The organism is Microbacterium sp. KUDC0406, from assembly GCF_021582875.1.
Taxonomy (GTDB): domain Bacteria; phylum Actinomycetota; class Actinomycetes; order Actinomycetales; family Microbacteriaceae; genus Microbacterium.
In genome coordinates this window covers 1,138,233-1,157,548 of record NZ_CP091138.1, presented here as the reverse complement: position 1 = coordinate 1,157,548, position 19,316 = coordinate 1,138,233, and the positions used below count along the sequence as shown (strand labels likewise).

Here is a 19,316-nt window from a genome sequence, read left to right as displayed (position 1 = left end):
GGGATTTCGGGGGACTCGGCCCACGAGGCAGGTTACGGAGGGGCGGTTTCCCCGCCGTGTCTGCCGTGTTTCGAGCATGTTACAGGCGGCACCTGAGCCTCGGTTCGTCCCGCCGGATGCGCCGGCAATAGGCTGGAAGCGTGACGGATGCTGTGAACACGTACCCCGGCGAGCGCCTCGGAATGCCGCAGACGGGGCATGGCAGCATCGCTCGCGTCGGACGACGGATCGGGGCGCTGCTGATCGACTATGCGGCCGCGACGATCATCGCCGTCGGCTTCCTCGGTTACGACCAGTTCCAGCTGCCGGCCGAGGCCGGATGGCGCCAGTTCGCGCCGATGATGGTGTTCGCCGTGCTGCAGATCGTCTTCATCCCGACCGCGGGCGGGAGCCCGGGGCACCGCATCCTCGGCATGCGCGTGATGCGGCTGGGCGGCGGCTGGCCGGGCTTCTGGCGCCCGATCGTCCGCACCGTGCTGCTCGTCCTGGTCATCCCTGCGGTGATCTGGGATGCGGATCAGCGCGGTCTGCACGACAAGGCATCCGGCCTGGTTCTCATCCGCACCTGATCAGTCCTTGCCGCGGTTGCGTCGGCGCGTCTCCTTGGGCGCTCGTCCGCCGAGGAAGGACCGTGCCGGATCGACGACGTACCCGCGTCGCAGCGCCTCTCGGCCGATGAGCATGCGGAAGCCCATCTCATCGCGGTTGGTCAGCGTGACCTCAGCGGTGACCTCGTGGTCGACCAGACGCACACGCAGTCTGACGACCAGACGCGTCTCGGCGTGCCCCGACGAGCTGCGCACCTCACGGCGGTCGTGCACCGGGCACTCGGCGAGCACCGCGTCGGCCGAGGTGTCCTGCCAGGGATTCACCCGGAACCGCACCCAGTCCGCACCGTCGCGCCGGAACTCCTCGACGTCGAAGGCGTGCAGTGACGAGGTCCGCGCGCCGGTGTCGATCTTCGCCTTGATCCACTCGACTCCGAGGTCGGGCAGGCCGATCCATTCACGCCACCCGGTCAGCGTGTTTGAATGAGAAGACCGACCCATCCCTACATCCTGGCAGGAATCCCCGTTGAAGATCGCCGTCCTCTCCCGTGCGCCGCAGTCGTACTCCACCCAGCGTCTTCGCGCGGCTGCGCAGCAGCGCGGACACAACGTCAAGGTGCTCAACACCCTGCGTTTCGCCATCGACCTCACGGCGGAGACGCCCGACCTGTTCTACCGGGGTCGACAGCTCAGCGACTACGACGCGATCCTTCCGCGCATCGGGAATTCGATCACTTATTTCGGCACCGCCGTGGTGCGCCAGTTCGAGCAGATGGACGTGTACACGCCGAACACGGCGAACGGCATCTCCAGCGCCCGGGACAAGCTGCGCGCCAACCAGATCCTCTCCCGGCACAACATCGCCATGCCGGCGACGGCGTTCGTGCGCAATCGTGCCGACGTGCGTCCGGCGATCGAGCGGGTCGGCGGTGCGCCGGTGGTCATCAAGCTGCTGGAGGGCACCCAGGGCATCGGCGTGATCCTCGCGCCGCAGGTGAAGGTGGCCGAGGCGATCATCGAGACGCTGCACTCGACCAAGCAGAACGTGCTGATCCAGAAGTTCATCGCGGAGTCGCGCGGGCGCGACATCCGCGCCTTGGTGGTGGGCGGACGCGTGGTCGCTGCCATGCGCCGCGTCGCCGACGGCGACGAGTTCCGCTCCAACGTGCACCGCGGCGGGCGGGTGGAGCCGGTCACCCTCGATCCCGTGTACGAGCAGACCGCTGTGCGCGCCGCGCAGATCATGGGCCTGCGGGTCGCCGGAGTCGACATGCTCGAGGGCGATGACGGCCCGCTGGTGATGGAGGTGAATTCATCACCCGGTCTGCAGGGCATCGAGGCGGCGACCAAGCTCGACGTCGCGGGTGCCATCATCGACTACATCTCCGAGCAGGTGGCCTTCCCGGACATCGACGTCCGGCAGCGGTTGAGCGTCTCCACCGGCTACGGCGTGGCCGAACTGGTGATGCACTCGGGGGCGGAGCAGGTCGGCAAGCCGCTCGGAGACCTCGGACTGTGGGATCGCGACATCACCGTACTCACCCTGCACCGCGGGGTGAACGTGATCCCGAATCCGCGCAAGCACGTCGTGCTGGAGGCGGAGGACCGGCTGCTGTGCTTCGGCAGGCTCGACGAGATGCGCTCCATGATCCCGGAGCGCCCCCGCCGGCGGGCGAAGGTGCGCCGCCTGCCCAAGCAGCCGCTCGGAGAGTGACACGAGGAAGGCACCGTCCGCAGACGGTGCCTTCCTCGTGATTCCGCGTCCGCGGGCGGACGGAGCGCTCAGCGCGGACGCTGCGCGCGGGCCTTCATCGGATCGACGCCCTTCGGGATCGGCAGCGATGTGACGGACTGCGAGACCGATTCGATGCGCTTGATCACGGCGGCCATGGTCGCCTTGTCGATCTTCTTCGGCAGCTTCTTGATGGTCTTCGCGAGATCCTTGATCTGCACCTCATCCTCGCCGTGCCCGACGTAGAGCACAGTGACAGGAACGCCGGTCGCCACGCGCTGGGCCTTGGAGCGCTCCTCGTTCACGAGGCGCGTCAGACGTCCGCGGGCGCCCTCGCCGACGACGACGACGCCGCCACGGCCGACTGCACGGTAGACGGCTTCCTGGGTCTTGGGGTTGATTCCGGCCGGAGTGTCGGAGGCCTGCCAGTTGCGCCCGAGGCTGGTGGAGAGCACGTGGCCGCTCGCACCGGGCATGCCGTCGATCTTCTGATACATCGCGCTCGTGGAAAGCCGTGTCATCAGCATCATCGCGCCGAGCAGACCGAGCATCAGGCCGGTGACGCCCCAGAGGATGATCGCGAACACGCCTCCCGGCGGGATCAGGTAGCCGAGGATCAGACCGATCAGCACGCCACCGACGACGATCGCGGCCTGGGCCCAGGGGAGCCAGCCGTAGATCTCGCGCGTGAAGCGGAACAGGGACTTCAGCTGGGAGAAGAACCCGGGTCGCTTCTCGGGTGCGGAATCACGCTTTGCCATGGGTACCAGCCTACCGGTCGCGTGGGCTCCGCAGTCGCCGTCACTCGGCGTCCACAGCCCCGGGAGAGGCGCGATCCCTCCACAGGACGGGGAATCCGGCGGCAGAGCGATGCGGCGCTGCGCTGTGATGGGGGCATGACCGAGAACAGCTCCTCCGACGAACTGGTCGCAGGCGTGCATCGACGGATACGGATGCTGGACGGCACCGAGGGCCCGTTCGCCGGCGAGCTGGTCGCCGACGGCGATGAGGTGCGGGTCAGAGCGGACGCCGGCGGCTTCGCCGGCGATCCCATCTGGACGTACAGCGGTGCGGAGCATGTCGCGGCCCCACTCGATCTCGTCCGCCGCGCCGGCGGGACGGATCTTCTGCTGCCGTGGTGCACCGAGCGCATCGGGATCTTCCTGGGAAGACGAGCCGCCGCCGAGCAGCCGCTGACGACGGGCGAGAGCGTCACCCTCGTCGGCAGCCTGCTGCGTGGTCTGGTCGAGCTGGGCGGCAGCCCGCTTCCGGGTTCCTGGTGGGTGACAGACGGCGGCCGGCCGGTGTTCGTCCTCGGCGCCGGCGAGACCGGCGGCGGAGGGAGCGAGTGCGCTCATCTCACGCGTCCGTGCCGGTGCAGCCGATCGCGGTCTGGAGCGGGTGCTGGCCGAGATCGAGTCGGGTCTGGCGGATCCTCGTGCGGCACTTCGACGAATCGAACGATGGGAGTCCGAGCTGACCGAGCTCGCCGCCCCGCGGCCGTTGCGGCGCGAGGTGTTCGCGCCGACGGCCGCCGGGACCGTCGTCGCCGAGCGGTTCCCGGCGGCCGCCGAGCTGCAGGACGACGACGGCGCGGGACGTCTCGCGCGGATGGCGGAGCGGTTCGCCCTCGCGACCGAGCGCGTGGGCGCCCTGAGGAGAAGCCTGTCGTCGCGGAGACGCCGCGGCCGCGCGACGGGTGAGCGACGGATGGTCGGACGGGATGCCGGAACGGGGCGTCCCACGCGACGGCGACCTCTCCTGATCGGTGCGGCCGCCGCGGCGATCGTGCTGGGCGCCGGTCTGCTGTGGCCGGCCGCAGACGGCGATGCGCCCGCATCCGCTCAGGGTGCTCGTGAGACCGCCGAGGCGCAGCGGAGTGTCGTTCCGACGGCCTCGGCGGCGCCGTCGGAGACGGTGAGGACCGAGGATCCCGTCGAGGCGGCGCCGGCTCTTGTGAAACGGATCGAGCGATGCGTGCGCGATCGGGACGATCGCTGCAGCTCCGCAGTCGTCGACGGGTCGGCTTCGGCCGTGCTCACCGCAGTCGAGGATGCCGACGCCGGTGACTCGGCCTCACTCGTGGATTCCTATGGCGACATCGCGGTCATCCGCCTGGGCGCACCGGATCAGGAGCAGCAGATCCTCGTGCTGCTCCGCCAGAAAGACGAATGGCTGGTCCGCGACGTCTATGCCGTCGCGGACCAGCCAGGGCCTTCGTGACTGTTACGCTCCCAGCTGCGCGGCGAAGTCCGCCGCCTCGAGGCGGGCCTTGACCGCACCGAGGAAGCGGGCTGCGTCGGCGCCGTCGATGATCCGGTGGTCGTACGAGATCGCGAAGTACACGTACGACCGCACGGCGATCGCGTCCGCACCGTCGACGGTCACGACGCCGGGGCGCTTGAAGACCGTGCCGGTGCCGAGAATCGCGGACTGCGGAAGGAACACCAGCGGGGTGTCGAACAGCGCGCCGCGCGAACCCGTGTTGGTCACCGTGAAGGTGCCTCCTGCGAGCTCGTCCGGCTTGAGCTTGTTGTCGCGGGTGCGGGCGGCCAGATCGGCGATCTCGTGCGCCAGCTGAGCGAGGTTCTTCGTCGCCGCATCGCGCACGACCGGCGTGAGCAGGCCACGCTCGGTGTCGACCGCGATCGAGATGTTCTCGGTGGCGGGGTAGACGATGCTGTCGCCGTCGACCGTCGAGTTGATGATCGGGAACGCCTGCAGAGCCTCAGCAGCGGCGAGGGTGAAGAACGGCAGGAAGGAGAGCTTGTCGCCCGTCTTCTGCTGGAACGACACCTTCACGCTGTCGCGGTACGCGGCCAGGGCGGTCACGTCGATCTCCACGAACGTGGTCAGCTGCGCGGTCTGCTGCATCGACGCCACGGCTCGCTCGGCGACGACCTTGCGCAGACGCGACATCTTCTGCGTGGTGCCGCGAAGAGGCGACACCTCGAGCGGGGCCGGTGCTGCGGCGACCGGTGCGGCGGTCGCGGCGGCCGGAGCCTGCGACTTGGCCTCGGCGGCCTTCAGGACGTCCTCCTTGCGGATGCGCCCGCCGACGCCCGAACCCTGCACCGCGGCGAGGTCGACGCCCTGCTGGGCGGCCAGGCGACGCACGAGAGGGGTGACATAGACGTTGTCCGAACCCGGGGCCTCAGCCGCAGCAGCCGGAGCAGGCGCAGCAGCCGGAGCAGGCGCAGCAGCCGGAGCAGGCGCAGCAGCCGGGGCGGGTGCCGGAGCCGGTGCGGGTGCCGGTGCGGCTGCGGTGGGCGCCGGAGCGGCCTCGGGTGCCGGTGCTGCGGCCTCGGGTGCCGGTGCGGCCTGAGGCGCGGCTGCGGCAGGAGCACCGGAGCCGACACGGGCGAGCACGGCGCCGACGGCGACGGTCTCGTCCTCTGCGGCGACGATCTCCTGCAGCACGCCGGCGACCGGCGAGGGGATCTCGGTGTCGACCTTGTCGGTCGAGATCTCGAGGAGCGCCTCATCGACCTCGACGCTGTCGCCGACCTGCTTGAGCCAGCGGGTGACCGTGCCCTCGGTGACGCTCTCGCCGAGCTCGGGCAGCACGATGTCGGTCGCATCGCCGGAGGTCGCGGGCGCGGCCGGTGCCTCAGCGGCCGGCGCCGTTGCGGGAGTCTCGGCGGCGGGTGCTTCGGCAGGGGCCGGAGCGGCGGGCGCCTCTGCGGCGGGCGCCTCTGCGGCGGGCGCCGTTGCGGCGGGGGCTTCTGCGGCGGCGGGTGCCTCGCCAGCGGGAGCGGCGCCGGATCCGTCGCCGATTCGGGCGAGCAGCGCGCCGATCTCGACCGTCTCGTCCTCGTCGACCAGGATCTCCTCGAGCACGCCGCTGACGGGTGCGGGGATCTCAGTGTCGACCTTGTCGGTCGAGATCTCGAGGAGGCCTTCGTCAGCCTCGACGGTGTCGCCGACCTGCTTGAGCCAGCGGGTGACCGTACCCTCGGTGACGCTCTCTCCGAGAGCGGGGAGGACCACGGATGTGCTCATGTCGGAGTCTCCTTCAGGATGTTCGTGTGGTGTTCAGCTTAGTGGCCTTGACGACGCAGAGACAGAAGCAGACTTCCACAATGCGCGAAAAAGTTTTCACATTGCGTGCAAAGGCTTCCCGGCGAGAGCCAGGAAGGCCTCGCCCAGAGCCTCGCTCTGAGTGGGGTGGGCATGGATCAGCGGAGCGATGTCCTCGGGGTGCGCCTCCCACGCGACGGCCAGTTGGCCCTCGGTGATCAGTTCGCCGACGCGATCGCCGAGCAGGTGCACGCCGAGCACGGGCCCGTCCTTGAGTCGGACGACCTTGACCAGGCCGCCGGTGCCGATGATCTCGCTCTTGCCGTTTCCGGCGAGGTTGTAGTCGTACGACATGATGCGATCCGCGCCGTGCGCGGCCACCGCGGCCTCCTCGGTGATGCCGACCGACGCCACCTCCGGGCTGCAGTAGGTCACGCGGGGGATGTTGGCCTCAGGCATCGGTGCAGGGCTCAGCCCGGCGATGCGCTCGGCGACGGCGATGCCCTGCAGGAACCCGCGGTGCGCGAGCTGGAGCCCCGGGACGATGTCGCCGACGGCCCAGAGCCCGGGCACGCCGGTGCGCAGCTCCTCGTCGACGATCACGAAACCGCGGTCCGTCGTCACTCCGGCCTCTTCGAAGCCGAGCTCGGAGGTGGCCGGGCCTCGGCCGACGGCGACCAGCAGGTAGTCGGCCTCGAGCGTCTTGCCGTCTTCGAGCGTCACGGTCACGGCGTCCGCCGTCTGCGCGGCCGACTGGAACCGTACACCGAGTGAGTAGGCGATGCCGCGGCGGCGGAACGCACGCTCCAGGCCCTTGCTCAGCGCGATGTCCTCGTTCGGGACCAGACGCGGCAGTGCCTCGACGATCGTCACCTCGGCGCCGAACGAGCGCCATACGCTCGCGAACTCGACGCCGATCACGCCGCCCCCCAGGACCAGCACCCGTGCCGGCACCTCGTCGAGCGCGAGCGCCTGCTCGCTGGTGAGGATGCGGCCGCCGATCTCCAGGCCGGGCAGCGAGCGGCTGTAAGAACCCGTGGCGAGCACGACGTCGGCGCCGACGTAGCGGTCCTCGCCGACCAGGACCGCGCGGTCGGTGTCCAGACGACCGGCTCCGGTGACCACGGTGATGCCACGCGCCTTGATCAGTCCCTCGAGTCCCTTGAACTTCTTGGCGACGATGCCCTCGCGGTAGGCGCGAACCCCGCGGCGTCGACGCCCTCGAGTGTCGCGGTCACGCCGACCGACGCCGCGTCGCGGACGTGCTCGGCGACCTCTGCCGCGTGCAGCAGCGCCTTGGTCGGGATGCAGCCCCGGTGCAGGCAGGTGCCGCCGACCTTGTCCTTCTCGATCAGCGCGACCTTCTTGCCCAGCTCGGCCGCCCGCAGGGCGGCCGCGTAGCCGCCGCTGCCACCGCCCAGGATGACGACATCGAAGGTGTGCGTGGTCATCATGCCTCCTCTGCGGATGCTTCGGCGAACGCGATCAGCGAACGGACGGCGGCCCCGGTCGGGCCCTTCTCGGTGAAGCCGTACGCCGAGCCCTTGTGCTCCGCGGAGCCGGCGATGTCGAGGTGGATCCACGGGATGCGCGGCGCATCCGCCTCATCCGACGTGCGGCCCACGAAGCGGCGCAGGAACAGCCCGGCGAACAGCGACCCGCCGGAACGGTCGCCCATATTGGAGTTGATCATGTCCGCGATCGGCGATTCGAGCGACTCCTCCATGTGCTCGGGAAGGGGGAGCGCCCAGGCGAGCTCATCCGCGCTCTCGGCGGCGGCGAGATACTCCGCGACGGCGTCGTCGCTGCCCATCACGCCCGTGTGGCGCATGCCGAGAGCGACGATGATCGCGCCGGTGAGTGTGGCGACGTCGATGATGACGTCGGGGTTCTCCCGGCTCGCCGCGACCAGGCCGTCGGCCATGACCAGACGTCCCTCCGCGTCGGTGTTCAGCACCTCTACGGTCTGGCCGTCCAGCATCCGCAGCACGTCGCCGGGACGCGTGGCGCGACCCGAGGGCATGTTGTCGGCGATGCACATCCAGGCGGTGACCCGCACCGGCAGTCCGAGCGCGGCGATCGCCCGGACCGCGGCGAGCGCCGTCGCGGCGCCGGCCATGTCGAACTTCATGCCGACCATGCTCGCAGCCGGCTTGAGCGAGAGACCACCGGTGTCGAATGTGATGCCCTTGCCGACCAGGGCGATGTGCCGGGTCGCACCGGCGGGGGAGTAGTCCAGGCGGACGAGGCGCGGCGGACGGTCCGAACCGCGGCCGACGCCGAGGATGCCGCCGTACCCCTGCTCCTCGAGCTGCCTCTCATCCAGCACCTCCACCGAGACGCCGAGATCCTTCACAGCCTCGGCGGCGCTGTCCGCGAGCCGGGCGGGACTCTGCCACTCCGCGGGACGTTCACCAGATCCTTGATCAGGGCCACTGCCTCGGCGACGGCGACGGCGCGGGCGATGTCGCCCTCGCCGAGCTCAGCGTGCAGCACGACCTCCTCGGCGCGCGAGGGACCGCGGTCGCTGCGGTAGTCGTCGAAACGGTAGCCGCCGAGCACGGCGCCCTCTGCGGCGGCAGCCGCGTGCGCATCGGCGCCGGGGGCGAAGCCGATCGCGACGCGGGCGAAGCCGGTCAGCGTGCGCACGGCGGTGGCGACGGCGTCGCGGACCGCGGCGGCGCTCTGCTCCTTGCCGATGCTGACGACGGTCAGCGGCAGGGATGTGATCTCGGGCAGGTGCACCCGGGCATGCGCGCCGGCGGAGCCGCGGAAGCCGACGCCGGTGAGGAAGTCCGCGAGACCCGGGTACGCGGTGAGCGCTTCTGGCGCGACCTCCGGGTCCTGGATCACGAGCACTGCGGCGTCTGCAGCGCTTTCGGGGAACGTTTCGGTCGTGTGCGAGAGCGCGGGTAGCGTCATGCCCCCATCCTATTCAGGCCGGCAGCGGCACGACGGCGCAGGTGTTCGCTCTCAGCTTGAGACCCACGGCCTCCGTGCCGGGACCGGCTCGTAGCATGGAGTCATGCCCTTCACCGGAGACGTCCACGAACGCGTCGCGAACGCCCCGGTCGTGCCGACCGGTCTTCCGCTGGTGATCCTGCTCACCGGCTTCACCGATGCGGGCAATGCCGTGTCGGGCCTGATCGATCACCTCGAGGAGACCACGGATCCGCGGCCGATCGTCGTGTTCGACAACGACATGCTGCTCGACTACCGGGCCCGTCGCCCCGTCGTCTCGTTCGATCAGGATCATCTGACCGAGTTCCGCCCGGCGCGCCTGGAGCTCTCGCTCGCGCACGATGCCCTCGGGCAGCGCTTCCTGCTGCTCGCCGGCTACGAGCCCGACTTCGCATGGAACGCGTTCTCGGATGCCGTGCTCGATCTCGCGGCGGAGTTCGAAGTCTCCGGGGTGTCCTGGGTGCATTCGATCGCGATGCCGGTCCCGCACACCCGCCCCATCGGAACGACGGTGAGCGGCAACCGGCGCGACCTGATCGTCGCGCACTCGGTGTGGCGCCCGCGCACCCAGGTGCCCTCGACGGCGGGACACCTGCTCGAGTACCGGTTCTCCCAGCACGGGAGCCGCGTCGCGGGGTTCGTCCTCCTCGTGCCGCACTACCTCGCCGACACCGAGTATCCGGATGCGGTGATCACCGCCGCCGACCGGCTCATGGCCGCCACCGGGCTGGTGCTCCGCATGGATGAGGTGCAGGAGGGGCGGGAGGACTATCTCGCCCGGGTCGGCGAGCAGGTGCACGGCAACGACGAGCTGATGCAGATGGTGCACACGCTCGAGCGCCGGTACGACGCGTACATGGCGGGCCGCGATCCCGAGGATGCCGACGAGGGCGGATTCGACGAGCGGGATCTGCCCAGCGCCGATGAGATCGCAGCGGAGCTCGAGCGCTATCTCGCTTCTCGTCCCACCGGTGAGGATGACGGAAAGCGCGGCTGAGCGCGGAAATCCCCTTCAGCGGCATCCGCATGCTCTCGGGTGTGTGATAATGGACATTCGACCCGTTGTCAACCATCGTATCCGCGAGCGGACTTGACAAGGGTCTTACTAGTGTCCGAAATCTCCCGGGGCGTGCGCACCGCCCCGTGAAAGGCGAAACGTGACTCAAGCCACGACCAAGAAGAGCCGGACGACCAAGAAGACGGCCCCTGCCGAGGCCGAGGCCGCAGAGGTCGACGCGGTCGAGACAACCGAGCCCCCCGCGAAGAAGGCCGCGCCCGCCAAGAAGACGGCTGCGAAGAAGCCCGCCGCCAAGCGTGCCAAGAAGAAGGACGCCGACGAGGGCGACGACACCGCCGAGGACGTCCACGCCGACGACACCGCCGAGGACGAGGAGGAGGGTGACAAGAAGCCCGCCTTCACCGAGCCGCTGCCCACCGGAGCGATCGTCATCACCTCGAACGACGAGGACGACGTCCCCGTCTACTCGACGCAGATCACCGGCGCCACCGCCGACCCGGTCAAGGACTACCTGAAGCAGATCGGAAAGGTCGCGCTGCTGAACGCGGCCGAAGAGGTCGAGCTGGCGATGCGGATCGAGGCGGGTCTGTTCGCCGAGGAGAAGCTGTCGGCGATGACCGCGGCCGAGAAGACCAGCCAGCTGGGTCTCGACCTGCAATGGGTCGCCCGTGACGGTCAGCGCGCGAAGAGCCACCTGCTCGGCGCCAACCTGCGCCTCGTGGTCAGCCTTGCCAAGCGCTACACCGGCCGCGGCATGCAGTTCCTGGATCTGATCCAGGAGGGCAACCTCGGTCTCATCCGCGCCGTGGAGAAGTTCGACTACACCAAGGGCTTCAAGTTCTCGACGTACGCCACCTGGTGGATCCGTCAGGCCATCACCCGCGCCATGGCGGACCAGGCCCGCACCATCCGCATCCCGGTGCACATGGTCGAGGTCATCAACAAGCTCGCCCGTGTGCAGCGCCAGATGCTGCAGGACCTGGGCCGCGAACCCACTCCGGAGGAGCTGTCGCGCGAGCTCGACATGACCCCCGAGAAGGTCATCGAGGTGCAGAAGTACGGCCGCGAGCCGATCTCGCTGCACACCCCGCTCGGCGAGGACGGCGACAGCGAGTTCGGTGACCTCATCGAGGACACCGAGGCGGTGGTCCCTGCCGATGCCGTGGGCTTCACCATGCTGCAGCGTCAGCTCGAGCAGCTGCTCGACTCGCTCTCCGAGCGCGAGGCCGGCGTGATCCGGATGCGCTTCGGTCTCGGCGACGGTCAGCCCAAGACCCTCGACCAGATCGGCGACACGTTCGGCGTCACGCGTGAGCGCATCCGTCAGATCGAGTCGAAGACGATGGCGAAGCTGCGTCATCCGAGCCGTTCGCAGTCGCTGCGGGACTACCTCGAATGATGGCGGCCGCCCCTCAGGCGCGGTCGGCGGGGCCCCGGTACATCGTTCCGGTTCTGGCGGGCAAGCTCGCGCGTTTCGCGACGCGCCTGCGCGGCGGCGGCTCGGCGTTCCCGGGGTACCTCACCAACCGGATGGCGCCGACCCTGCTGCCGACGCTCGCCGACCAGTTCCGCTACGGCGTGATCTTCGTGCTCGGTTCGAACGGCAAGACGACGACCACGCACATGGTCAGCGAGGTGCTGCGCGCGCACGGTCTGAAGGTCTTCACGAACCCGACCGGGGCGAACCTGCCGCAGGGCGTGACGAGCGCTCTGCTCGCGGACGCCTCGCCCACCGGCCGGATCAAGGCCGACGTCGCGGTGCTCGAGATCGATGAGGGGTACGCCGCGGATCTGGCCGATCGGCTCTCGCCGTCGGTCATCCTGTCGTTGAACGTGCAGGTCGATCAGCTGTTCCGGTTCTTCGAGACCGAGCGCGTGGCGGACATGATGCTGGATGCCTCGACCCGTGCGTCCGGTCATGTCGTCGTCAACCGGGATGACCCGTACCTCTCCAAGATCGACACCTCGGCCATGAGGGCGCCGGTGTCGTTCTTCGGCATCTCCGAGGAGATCGTCGCCGCATCAGCGCACGGGCTGTCCAACGCGGCGGACACGCGCAGCGGCACCGCCGGGACGACCCCGCGGGACGCCTTCGCCGAGGTGCGTGAGGTATCCGGCCGCGACATCGTGGTGAGCGTCGACGGCACGGATGCCCGCATCACCCTGCCCGCGCGCGGTCTGCACTACGCAGCCGACGCGGCGGCGGCGCTGACCGTCGCCGCGCGCGTGCTGGGCGAGGAGTTCGACCCGGGTCGCGCGGCGGCCGGGTTCGCCACGATGGCGCCGGCGTACGGCCGCGGCGAGGTCATCCCGCTGCGCGGGAACACCGCCGGTGAACAGGTCGAGTTCGTCATGTTCAAGAACGCGCCGAGCCTGCAGATGAACCTGGACGCCCTCGACGGCACTCCCGAGCGCACGCTCATCGCGATCGACGACGGCACTCCCGACGTCTCGTGGCTGTACGACGTGGACTTCGCCGCGCTGCCGCGGGTCGACGTCGTCACCGGTGAGAAGGCGCACCAGCTCGCGCTCGCGCTCGCCTATGCAGGCGTGCAGATCGGCGCGGTCGAGCCCGACATGGAGAAGGCGGTGCAGATCATGCGCTCCTTCCCCGAGACGGCGTCCGGCCGGCAGATCTGGTTCGTCAACTACGAGCTCATGATGACGGGCCGTCGCATACTCGGCCGCGAAGAGCAGGAGACGCGCCGATGACGCAGGTGACCATCGCACAGCTGTACCCGGTCGAGCTCGGCGTCACCGGCGACCGCGGCAACGTGCGCGCGGTCGAGGCGCGCTTCGCTGCGCGTGGCGTGCAGACCGCCACCGTGCTCGTCACCCCCGGCGAGGAGCTTCCCGCCGACATCGACGTGCTCGTGATCGGCAATGGCCCGCTGTCCGCACTGCGCGGCGTGCACGCCGATCTGATGGGCCGGAAGGAGCGCATCGCGGCGTTCGTCGCCGACGGCGGCGTCCTGTTCTCGGTCGGAGGTTCCGCGGAGCTGCTCGGAGAGGGCCTGGACGCTCCCGACGGTGACAGGCTCGCCGGGATCGGTGTGCTGCCCTACCGCGTCGCACGTGTCAGCGATCGTCGCGTCGGCTACATCATCGTCGACACCCCGGATGGCCCCGTGGTCGGCTTCGAGGATCACGCCTCGGAGTGGACTCTGGCCGATGCGGATGCCGCGTACGGCACGGTCCGCGACGGTCAGGGCAGTTACGCGCGAGGAGAGGGCCGGCGGCGAGTTCGTGCGCGTGGGCAATGCCTTCGCGAGCAATGTGCAGGGCCCCGTGCTGCCGCTGAACCCCGCGCTGACGGACGTGCTCGTGGACGCGGCGGCCGCGCGACGAGGAGTGACGCTCGCCCCTGCGGCGCACAGCCCTCTGGACGAGTACGCCAAGGCCGCGCGCACCAAGATCCTGATGCGCCCGACCCGCGACAAGGGCTTCAAGACCATCAAGGTGTGACGGAGTGCATCCGGTGAGTTCCGCCACGAACAGCGCGTTGCCGCGTGCTGTACTCTCCCGCGCCGCGCTGACGACTGCTGCCGAGGCGGCGGTCGCGGCCGGCGGCACCTGCGCGGACCTGCGCAGGGATGCCTGGGGGCACGGAGTGATCGAGGTCGCGCATGCGATCGCGGATGCCGGCATCCCTCAGGCGCTCGTCGATGACGAGGAGATCGCGCTGGGCCTTCGGAGCACAGGGATCGATGCGGTGACTGCTGGAGCGCCTGACGTCGACCCGTATCTGCTCTTCGGCCTGCCCGGCTCCGGCAGGACACCTGTCATGCGTCTGGTCGGCACCGTCATGTCGACCAAGCAGCTGCATCCTGGCGACGCGGTCTCCTACGGGTACACGCACCGCGCCACTGCCGACACCACCGTCGCGCTGGTCACCGGGGGTTACGCCCAGGGCATCGTGCGCGCCCTGGGCAACCACGGGCGTGCGGAGATCGACGGCGCGCTGCGCCCGATCATCGGGCGGGTGGCCATGGACGTCTGTGTCGTCGATCTTGAGGGCGCGGATGCGGCCGAGGGCACCGAGGTCGTCTACTTCGGCGGCACGGGCCCGGCCAGGGATGCCTTGGCGGACTGGACGCGGATCACCGGGCTCACCGTCGGTGAGCTCATCACCGTGGCCGGGATGAGCTCGGGACGGGAGTGGCAGCCATGAACGTGCCGGTGCTGGAGATCTCCCGCGCGGTGCTGCAGAGCAACATCGCCGCGGTGCGGGCGCAGATCGCGCCGAGCGAGCTGATGCTGGTGATGAAGGACGACGCCTACGGGCACGGCGTGGAGTGGACCGTCGACGGGGCATCCGACGTGAGCTGGTTCGGCTCCTACGACATCGCCTCCGCCCTGCGCATCCGTGCGCGGCGCGAGGACGCCCGGGTCTACGCCTGGGCTACGTCGACGGATGCCGAGACCGCTCAGGCGATCGAGGCGCGCATCGACCTCGGCGTCGGCACGCTGCCGTACCTGCGCCGGGTGATCGCGCAGGCGGAGAGGCTGGGAGCAGCGGCCCGGGTGCACCTGAAGATCGACACCGGGCTGCATCGCAACGGCGTGCGACCGGAGGACTGGGCGGCCTTCGTCGCGGAGGCCCGCGCCGCGGAGCGGCGGGGGGTCCTCGCCGTCGTCGGCGTGTGGAGTCATCTCGCCGAGGCGAGCGACGCGGAGGACGATGATGCCGCGCTGGAGTTCCGCGCGGCGGTGCAGTCGCTCCGTGACGTGGGCGGAGAACCCGAGGCGCTGCACCTCACAGCCTCCGCCGCATCATGGTGGCGGCCTGAGCTGAGAGGGACGCTGAGCCGGGTCGGGGCGTTCTGCTACGGCATCCGCTCCGCGGACGGACCGCAGATCCCGGGCGTCGTCCCGGTGGCCGAGCTGTGCGCGGACGTGCTGTCCGTGCGCGGCGATGTCGCGGAGATCGGGATCGGGGCCTTCGACGGGCTTCCGTCGACCGTGGCGGGCGCCGACATCGGCACGCCCGCCGGGGCGCGGATGCTGCGCGAGATCGGCGCGATGAGCAGCTTCGTCGAGACGTGGCCGGGTGCTTCAGAGGGGGATCGGGTCACGGTGTTCGGACGCGGCTCGCAGGGGGAGCAGGACGCAACCTCTCTCGCCGAGCGCATCGGCACCGTGGGCGAGGAGATCCTGCTGCGGCTGACGCCGCGTGTTCAGCGGGTCGAAGTCGACTGACGCCGACCCGGTGCTCAGACCGCGTCGGCGAGCCGTGCGGTCTCGTCGTGCCAGCTGGTGGCGACGGCGCGCAGCTTCTCTTCGTACTTGCGACCGTGGTGCGCGCAGAACAGCAGCTCGGATCCGTTCACCTCAGCGGCGATGTAGGCCTGCGCACCGCAGGAGTCGCACCGGTCCACGGCCGTCAGGCGGTACTCGACGGTGGACGTGTCACGTTCGGTCGTAGCGTTCATCTCGGTTCCTCCTCGGTCTCGGACGTCTGTGTGGTCGTGCTCAATACAACCACGCAGACCTGTGAGCAATGCCCGCTGGACGGCGTGTTTCGCTCTGCGCGTACTGGTCCGCGTCGGAGCGCGTGCATGGGGGAGTGTCGGACGGTGTGCGGGCCGGACGACGAATAGAATCGAGGATTGTGACAGCCGAGTACTCCGCCCACCATCTGCAGGTTCTCGAGGGGCTCGAAGCGGTGCGCAAGCGCCCCGGCATGTACATCGGGTCGAACGGCTCCCCGGGGCTCATGCACTGTCTCTGGGAGATCATCGACAACGCCGTGGACGAGGCCGTCGCCGGCAACGGCGCGAAGATCGACATCATCCTGCACTCCGACGGCAGCGTCGAGGTGCACGATCGCGGTCGCGGCATCCCGGTCGACGTCGAGCCGCGCACCGGCCTCACCGGAGTCGAGGTGGTCTTCACGAAGCTGCACGCCGGCGGCAAGTTCGGCGGCGGCTCGTACGCGGCGTCCGGCGGTCTGCACGGTGTCGGCGCCTCCGTCGTGAACGCGCTGTCCGAGCGCCTCGACGTCGAGGTGGATCGCGGCGGCAAGACCTACGCGATGTCCTTCCACCGCGGTGAGCCGGGCCTGTTCTCCGACGACGGCGAGAAGCGCCCCGATGCGCCGTTCACCCCGTTCCAGGAGAAGAGCGAGCTGCGGATCGTCGGCAGGGCGCCGAAGGGGGCCACCGGCACCCGCATCCGGTACTGGGCGGATCGCCAGATCTTCACCGAGGATGCCGCGTTCCAGCTCGGCGAGCTGGAGACCCGTGCTCGCCAGACCGCGTTCCTCGTGCCTGGCCTCGAGCTCGTCGTCCGCGACGACAGGGCGGAGGAGGTGAACGAGACCTCCTACCACTACGAGGGCGGCATTTCGGAGTTCGTCGAGTACCTCGCCGCCGACGCGCCGGTGACCGACACCTGGCGCATCCAGGGCGAGGGGACCTTCAAGGAGACCGTGCCGGTGCTGCAGCCCGACGGGCACATGGTCGCGACCGAGGTCGAGCGCGTCTGCGCCGTCGATCTCGCGCTGCGCTGGGGCACCGGATACGAGACCACGACGCGGTCGTTCGTGAACATCATCGCGACGCCGAAGGGCGGCACGCATCAGCAGGGATTCGAGCAGGAGCTGCTGAAGTCGCTGCGCGGCCAGGTCGAGCAGAACGCGCGGCGGCTCAAGGTCGGCAGCGACAAGCTCGAGAAGGACGACGTGCTGGCGGGGCTCACCGCGGTGCTCACCGTGAACCTACCCGAACCGCAGTTCGAGGGCCAGACCAAGGAGGTCCTGGGCACTCCTGCCGTGCGCTCGATCGTCTCGCAGGTCGTCCGAAAGGATCTGGCCGCGCGGTTCGGCTCCACCAAGCGCGATGACAAGAGCCAGGCGGCTCAGCTGCTCGACAAGATCGTCGCCGAGATGAAGGCCCGCGTCTCCGCGCGGGCGCACAAGGAGACGCAGCGTCGTAAGAACGCGCTGGAGTCCTCCTCTCTGCCTGCGAAGCTCGTGGACTGCCGTTCCAGCGACGTCACGCAGTCCGAGCTGTTCATCGTGGAGGGCGACTCGGCACTCGGCACCGCGCGGCACGCGCGCAACAGCGAGTTCCAGGCGCTGCTGCCGATCCGGGGCAAGATCCTGAACGTGCAGAAGGCATCGGTGAGCGACATGCTCGGCAACGCCGAGTGCGCCGCGATCATCACGACGATCGGGGCCGGCTCCGGGCGCAGCTTCGACCTGAGCCAGGCCCGCTACGGCAAGATCATCCTGATGAGCGACGCCGACGTCGACGGCGCGCACATCCGCACCCTGCTGCTCACCCTGTTCTTCCGGTACATGCGCCCGCTCGTCGAGGCCGGGCGGGTGTTCTCGGCGGTGCCGCCGCTGCACCGGGTGATCGTCATGAATCCCGGGTCGAAGCCGAACGAGACGATCTACACCTATTCCGAGGCGGAGCTGCACGCACTCCTGACGAAGCTGCAGAAGGCCGGCAAGCGCTGGCAGGACCCTATCCAGCGGTACAAGGGCCTCGGCGAGATGGATGCCGATCAGCTGGCGAACACGACGATGGAGAAGTCCGGCCGGCTGCTGCGTCGCGTCACGGTCGAGGATGCCGAGGCGGCGGATGCCGCGGTGCGCACCTTCGAGCTGCTGATGGGCAACGACGTGGCACCGCGTCGTGAGTTCATCATGAGCTCCAGCGACAGGCTGAGCCGCGAGTCGATCGACGCGTGATGCCTGAGGAGGTGCGCCTGCGCCCGGCGACGCAGGACGACCTCGAGACGGTCATCGCGCTCAAGGAGCGGGTGCTGCGCGCCGACCTGGAACGCCTGCTCGGCTGGAATGCGGAGAAGTCCCGGTCGCGCGTGCTCGAGCACTTCTCGCCCGCGCACACCCGGATGATCCTGGTCGACGGGCGGACCGCAGGCACGATCACCCTTCGCCCGGAGGGCGAGGACGTCTGGCTCGAGATGTTCTATCTCGATGTCGATCACCAGGGACGCGGCCTCGGCACCTCTGTCCTGACGACGGTACTGGCCGAGACGGCTGCGCCACTGCGTCTGCAGGTGCTGGTCGGCTCACCGGCTCAGCGGCTCTACGCCCGTCACGGCTTCATGGTCGAGGAGGACGACGGCATCGACGTCTGGATGCGTCGCGAGGTCTCACCGTGGGTCGATGAGCCTGTCGAAGCGCATCCTGCTCGCCCCCTGTTGGGTCGCTGAGCCTGTCGAAGCGGCCCCTGGTCGGGCCCCTGTTGGGTCGCTGAGCCTGTCGAAGCGGCCAAGGTTATCCACACCCGCCCCATCTGTGCTCTCCACGCAGCACGATGGAGTGATGGCGTGGACGTACATCCTCCGTTGCCGCGACGGCAGCTCCTACACAGGCAGTACCAATGGCGACCTTGAGGCTCGCGTGTGGCAGCACAATCACGACGATGCCTGGGCCGCGCCCTTCACGCTCAGCGACCCAGGCGGCTGTCGGCCCGGGAGGCGAGGCGACGCTTCGACGGGCCCTGCAGCCCAGCGACCCCGCGGTCAGGAGCTCAAGTCGGTGACGATCCGGTCGACGATCTGGCTGAGGGACTCCTCGGGGCCGATCCTGCCCTCCTCGATGAACGTGAGCGGCTCCCAGCCGTCATACCAGCGACGCATGTCGTCGATGGTGAAGGCGTGGCGCAGCTCGCGCGTCTCGTGGCGTCGCACCGTCTCATCGAAGTCCAGGTCGAACTGGTAGATGCGTGTGAGGCCGGCATGGTCCCGCCAGAGATTCTCAAACCGCTCCGCGTAGTCACGGAGGTTGAAGACCCCATCGAGGATGACGTCATAGCCGAGGTCGAGCGCCTGCCGAGCGGTGGCATCGATGAGCGCGGCGGCATCGGCCGCTCGGGTCAGCTTGTCGCTTCCGGAGAGAACCTCACGTCGGAAATAGTCCTGATGGATCAGCGCCGTCTTGTCACCGAGCAGGGGGCGGAGCGCGACTGCGGTCGTCGTCTTGCCGGATCCGGAGTCGCCGCGCAGCACGATGAGGCGGGTGTGCGCTGATCCCGTATGGGGCATGAGTCCAGTGTCACAC

Annotated in this window: 16 protein-coding genes and 3 pseudogenes; 12 read left to right on the top strand and 7 right to left on the bottom strand. The window is 69.4% G+C overall.

All coding sequences use genetic code 11. The features are described from left to right. Window positions 1-182 precede the first annotated feature (182 nt). The gene (locus L2X99_RS05870; RefSeq protein WP_236135913.1) at window positions 183-569 is read left to right on the top strand and encodes an RDD family protein; all 387 of its coding nucleotides are present in this window, start codon (window positions 183-185) and stop codon (window positions 567-569) included. On the opposite strand, the gene L2X99_RS05865 is transcribed toward L2X99_RS05870, so the two are convergent. Further along, a complete protein-coding gene (locus L2X99_RS05865; RefSeq protein WP_236124607.1) occupies window positions 570-1,049 on the bottom strand; it encodes an ATP-dependent zinc protease family protein in 480 nt (159 codons plus the stop codon). A 25-nt stretch (window positions 1,050-1,074) separates the two neighbouring features. Here L2X99_RS05865 and L2X99_RS05860 point away from each other — a divergent pair, with 25 nt between their 5' ends. Then, window positions 1,075-2,262 (top strand): RimK family alpha-L-glutamate ligase, encoded by a 1,188-nt coding sequence (locus L2X99_RS05860; RefSeq protein WP_236124608.1) that lies wholly within the window; start codon window positions 1,075-1,077, stop codon window positions 2,260-2,262. A 68-nt stretch (window positions 2,263-2,330) separates the two neighbouring features. Here L2X99_RS05860 and L2X99_RS05855 read toward each other — a convergent pair whose 3' ends face one another. Next, window positions 2,331-3,638 (bottom strand): DUF4191 family protein, encoded by a 1,308-nt coding sequence (locus L2X99_RS05855; protein WP_236135748.1) that lies wholly within the window; start codon window positions 3,636-3,638, stop codon window positions 2,331-2,333. A 43-nt stretch (window positions 3,639-3,681) separates the two neighbouring features. Here L2X99_RS05855 and L2X99_RS05850 point away from each other — a divergent pair, with 43 nt between their 5' ends. After that, window positions 3,682-4,503 (top strand): hypothetical protein, encoded by an 822-nt coding sequence (locus L2X99_RS05850; protein ID WP_236135747.1) that lies wholly within the window; start codon window positions 3,682-3,684, stop codon window positions 4,501-4,503. Window positions 4,504-4,506: 3 nt separating this feature from the next. Here L2X99_RS05850 and sucB read toward each other — a convergent pair whose 3' ends face one another. From sucB to L2X99_RS05835, 3 genes and pseudogenes are all read right to left on the bottom strand, one after another. Then, window positions 4,507-6,282: a 2-oxoglutarate dehydrogenase, E2 component, dihydrolipoamide succinyltransferase gene (sucB, locus tag L2X99_RS05845; RefSeq protein WP_236124614.1), complete on the bottom strand. Its 1,776-nt coding sequence runs from the start codon at window positions 6,280-6,282 to the stop codon at window positions 4,507-4,509. A gap of 96 nt (window positions 6,283-6,378) precedes the next feature. Beyond that, window positions 6,379-7,751: pseudogene (gene lpdA / locus L2X99_RS05840) on the bottom strand (dihydrolipoyl dehydrogenase). Next, window positions 7,751-9,222: pseudogene (locus L2X99_RS05835) on the bottom strand (leucyl aminopeptidase). The pseudogenes lpdA and L2X99_RS05835 overlap by 1 nt, the downstream one beginning before the upstream one ends. A 103-nt stretch (window positions 9,223-9,325) precedes the next feature. On the opposite strand from L2X99_RS05835, the gene L2X99_RS05830 reads away from it, so the two are divergent. The 6 genes from L2X99_RS05830 to L2X99_RS05805 all read left to right on the top strand — a co-directional run bounded on the left by L2X99_RS05830 (window position 9,326) and on the right by L2X99_RS05805 (window position 15,478). After that, the gene (locus L2X99_RS05830; protein WP_236124615.1) at window positions 9,326-10,258 is read left to right on the top strand and encodes a proteasome assembly chaperone family protein; all 933 of its coding nucleotides are present in this window, start codon (window positions 9,326-9,328) and stop codon (window positions 10,256-10,258) included. A 160-nt stretch (window positions 10,259-10,418) separates the two neighbouring features. After that, window positions 10,419-11,678, top strand: coding sequence for an RNA polymerase sigma factor (locus L2X99_RS05825; RefSeq protein ID WP_236124616.1), 1,260 nt, complete (start codon window positions 10,419-10,421; stop codon window positions 11,676-11,678). After that, window positions 11,678-12,991, top strand: a complete 1,314-nt coding sequence (locus L2X99_RS05820) for a MurT ligase domain-containing protein (RefSeq protein WP_236124617.1) — start codon at window positions 11,678-11,680, stop codon at window positions 12,989-12,991. Before L2X99_RS05825 ends, L2X99_RS05820 begins: the two co-directional genes overlap by 1 nt. After that, window positions 12,988-13,761: a hypothetical protein gene (locus L2X99_RS05815; RefSeq protein ID WP_236135746.1), complete on the top strand. Its 774-nt coding sequence runs from the start codon at window positions 12,988-12,990 to the stop codon at window positions 13,759-13,761. Before L2X99_RS05820 ends, L2X99_RS05815 begins: the two co-directional genes overlap by 4 nt. Continuing rightward, window positions 13,758-14,450 (top strand): alanine racemase C-terminal domain-containing protein, encoded by a 693-nt coding sequence (locus L2X99_RS05810; RefSeq protein WP_236124619.1) that lies wholly within the window; start codon window positions 13,758-13,760, stop codon window positions 14,448-14,450. The genes L2X99_RS05815 and L2X99_RS05810 overlap by 4 nt, the downstream gene beginning before the upstream one ends. After that, on the top strand, window positions 14,447-15,478 hold the full coding sequence (locus L2X99_RS05805; RefSeq protein ID WP_236135745.1) for an alanine racemase: 1,032 nt from the start codon (window positions 14,447-14,449) through the stop codon (window positions 15,476-15,478). The genes L2X99_RS05810 and L2X99_RS05805 overlap by 4 nt, the downstream gene beginning before the upstream one ends. Window positions 15,479-15,492: 14 nt before the next feature. On the opposite strand, the gene L2X99_RS05800 is transcribed toward L2X99_RS05805, so the two are convergent. Then, window positions 15,493-15,711, bottom strand: a complete 219-nt coding sequence (locus L2X99_RS05800; protein ID WP_236124621.1) for a DUF7455 domain-containing protein — start codon at window positions 15,709-15,711, stop codon at window positions 15,493-15,495. Window positions 15,712-15,890: 179 nt separating this feature from the next. Between L2X99_RS05800 and L2X99_RS05795 the strand changes: the two genes are divergently transcribed. The 3 genes and pseudogenes from L2X99_RS05795 to L2X99_RS18210 all read left to right on the top strand — a co-directional run. Continuing rightward, on the top strand, window positions 15,891-17,978 hold the full coding sequence (locus tag L2X99_RS05795) for a DNA gyrase/topoisomerase IV subunit B (protein WP_236124622.1): 2,088 nt from the start codon (window positions 15,891-15,893) through the stop codon (window positions 17,976-17,978). Further along, window positions 17,978-18,466, top strand: coding sequence for a GNAT family N-acetyltransferase (locus L2X99_RS05790; protein ID WP_236126899.1), 489 nt, complete (start codon window positions 17,978-17,980; stop codon window positions 18,464-18,466). The genes L2X99_RS05795 and L2X99_RS05790 overlap by 1 nt, the downstream gene beginning before the upstream one ends. Further along, window positions 18,420-18,668 (top strand): annotated as a pseudogene (locus L2X99_RS18210) (GIY-YIG nuclease family protein); the annotation flags it as partial. The gene L2X99_RS05790 and the pseudogene L2X99_RS18210, both read left to right, overlap by 47 nt. A gap of 110 nt (window positions 18,669-18,778) precedes the next feature. Here the strand turns inward: L2X99_RS18210 and L2X99_RS05785 are convergent. After that, window positions 18,779-19,300, bottom strand: coding sequence for an AAA family ATPase (locus tag L2X99_RS05785; protein WP_329608171.1), 522 nt, complete (start codon window positions 19,298-19,300; stop codon window positions 18,779-18,781). Between the last annotated feature and the right edge of the window lie 16 nt (window positions 19,301-19,316).

What these genes read in the sequence shown, in the direction of transcription:
- L2X99_RS05870 (WP_236135913.1), top strand. Translation starts at nt 183, where the DNA reads ATGCCGCAGACGGGGCATGGCAGCATCGCTCGCGTCGGACGACGGATC.
- L2X99_RS05865 (WP_236124607.1), bottom strand. Translation starts at nt 1,049, where the DNA reads ATGGGTCGGTCTTCTCATTCAAACACGCTGACCGGGTGGCGTGAATGG.
- L2X99_RS05855 (WP_236135748.1), bottom strand. Translation starts at nt 3,638, where the DNA reads ATGAGCGCACTCGCTCCCTCCGCCGCCGGTCTCGCCGGCGCCGAGGAC.
- sucB (WP_236124614.1), bottom strand. Translation starts at nt 6,282, where the DNA reads ATGAGCACATCCGTGGTCCTCCCCGCTCTCGGAGAGAGCGTCACCGAG.
- L2X99_RS05830 (WP_236124615.1), top strand. Translation starts at nt 9,326, where the DNA reads ATGCCCTTCACCGGAGACGTCCACGAACGCGTCGCGAACGCCCCGGTC.
- L2X99_RS05820 (WP_236124617.1), top strand. Translation starts at nt 11,678, where the DNA reads ATGGCGGCCGCCCCTCAGGCGCGGTCGGCGGGGCCCCGGTACATCGTT.
- L2X99_RS05815 (WP_236135746.1), top strand. Translation starts at nt 12,988, where the DNA reads ATGACGCAGGTGACCATCGCACAGCTGTACCCGGTCGAGCTCGGCGTC.
- L2X99_RS05805 (WP_236135745.1), top strand. Translation starts at nt 14,447, where the DNA reads ATGAACGTGCCGGTGCTGGAGATCTCCCGCGCGGTGCTGCAGAGCAAC.
- L2X99_RS05800 (WP_236124621.1), bottom strand. Translation starts at nt 15,711, where the DNA reads ATGAACGCTACGACCGAACGTGACACGTCCACCGTCGAGTACCGCCTG.
- L2X99_RS05790 (WP_236126899.1), top strand. Translation starts at nt 17,978, where the DNA reads ATGCCTGAGGAGGTGCGCCTGCGCCCGGCGACGCAGGACGACCTCGAG.
- L2X99_RS05785 (WP_329608171.1), bottom strand. Translation starts at nt 19,300, where the DNA reads ATGCCCCATACGGGATCAGCGCACACCCGCCTCATCGTGCTGCGCGGC.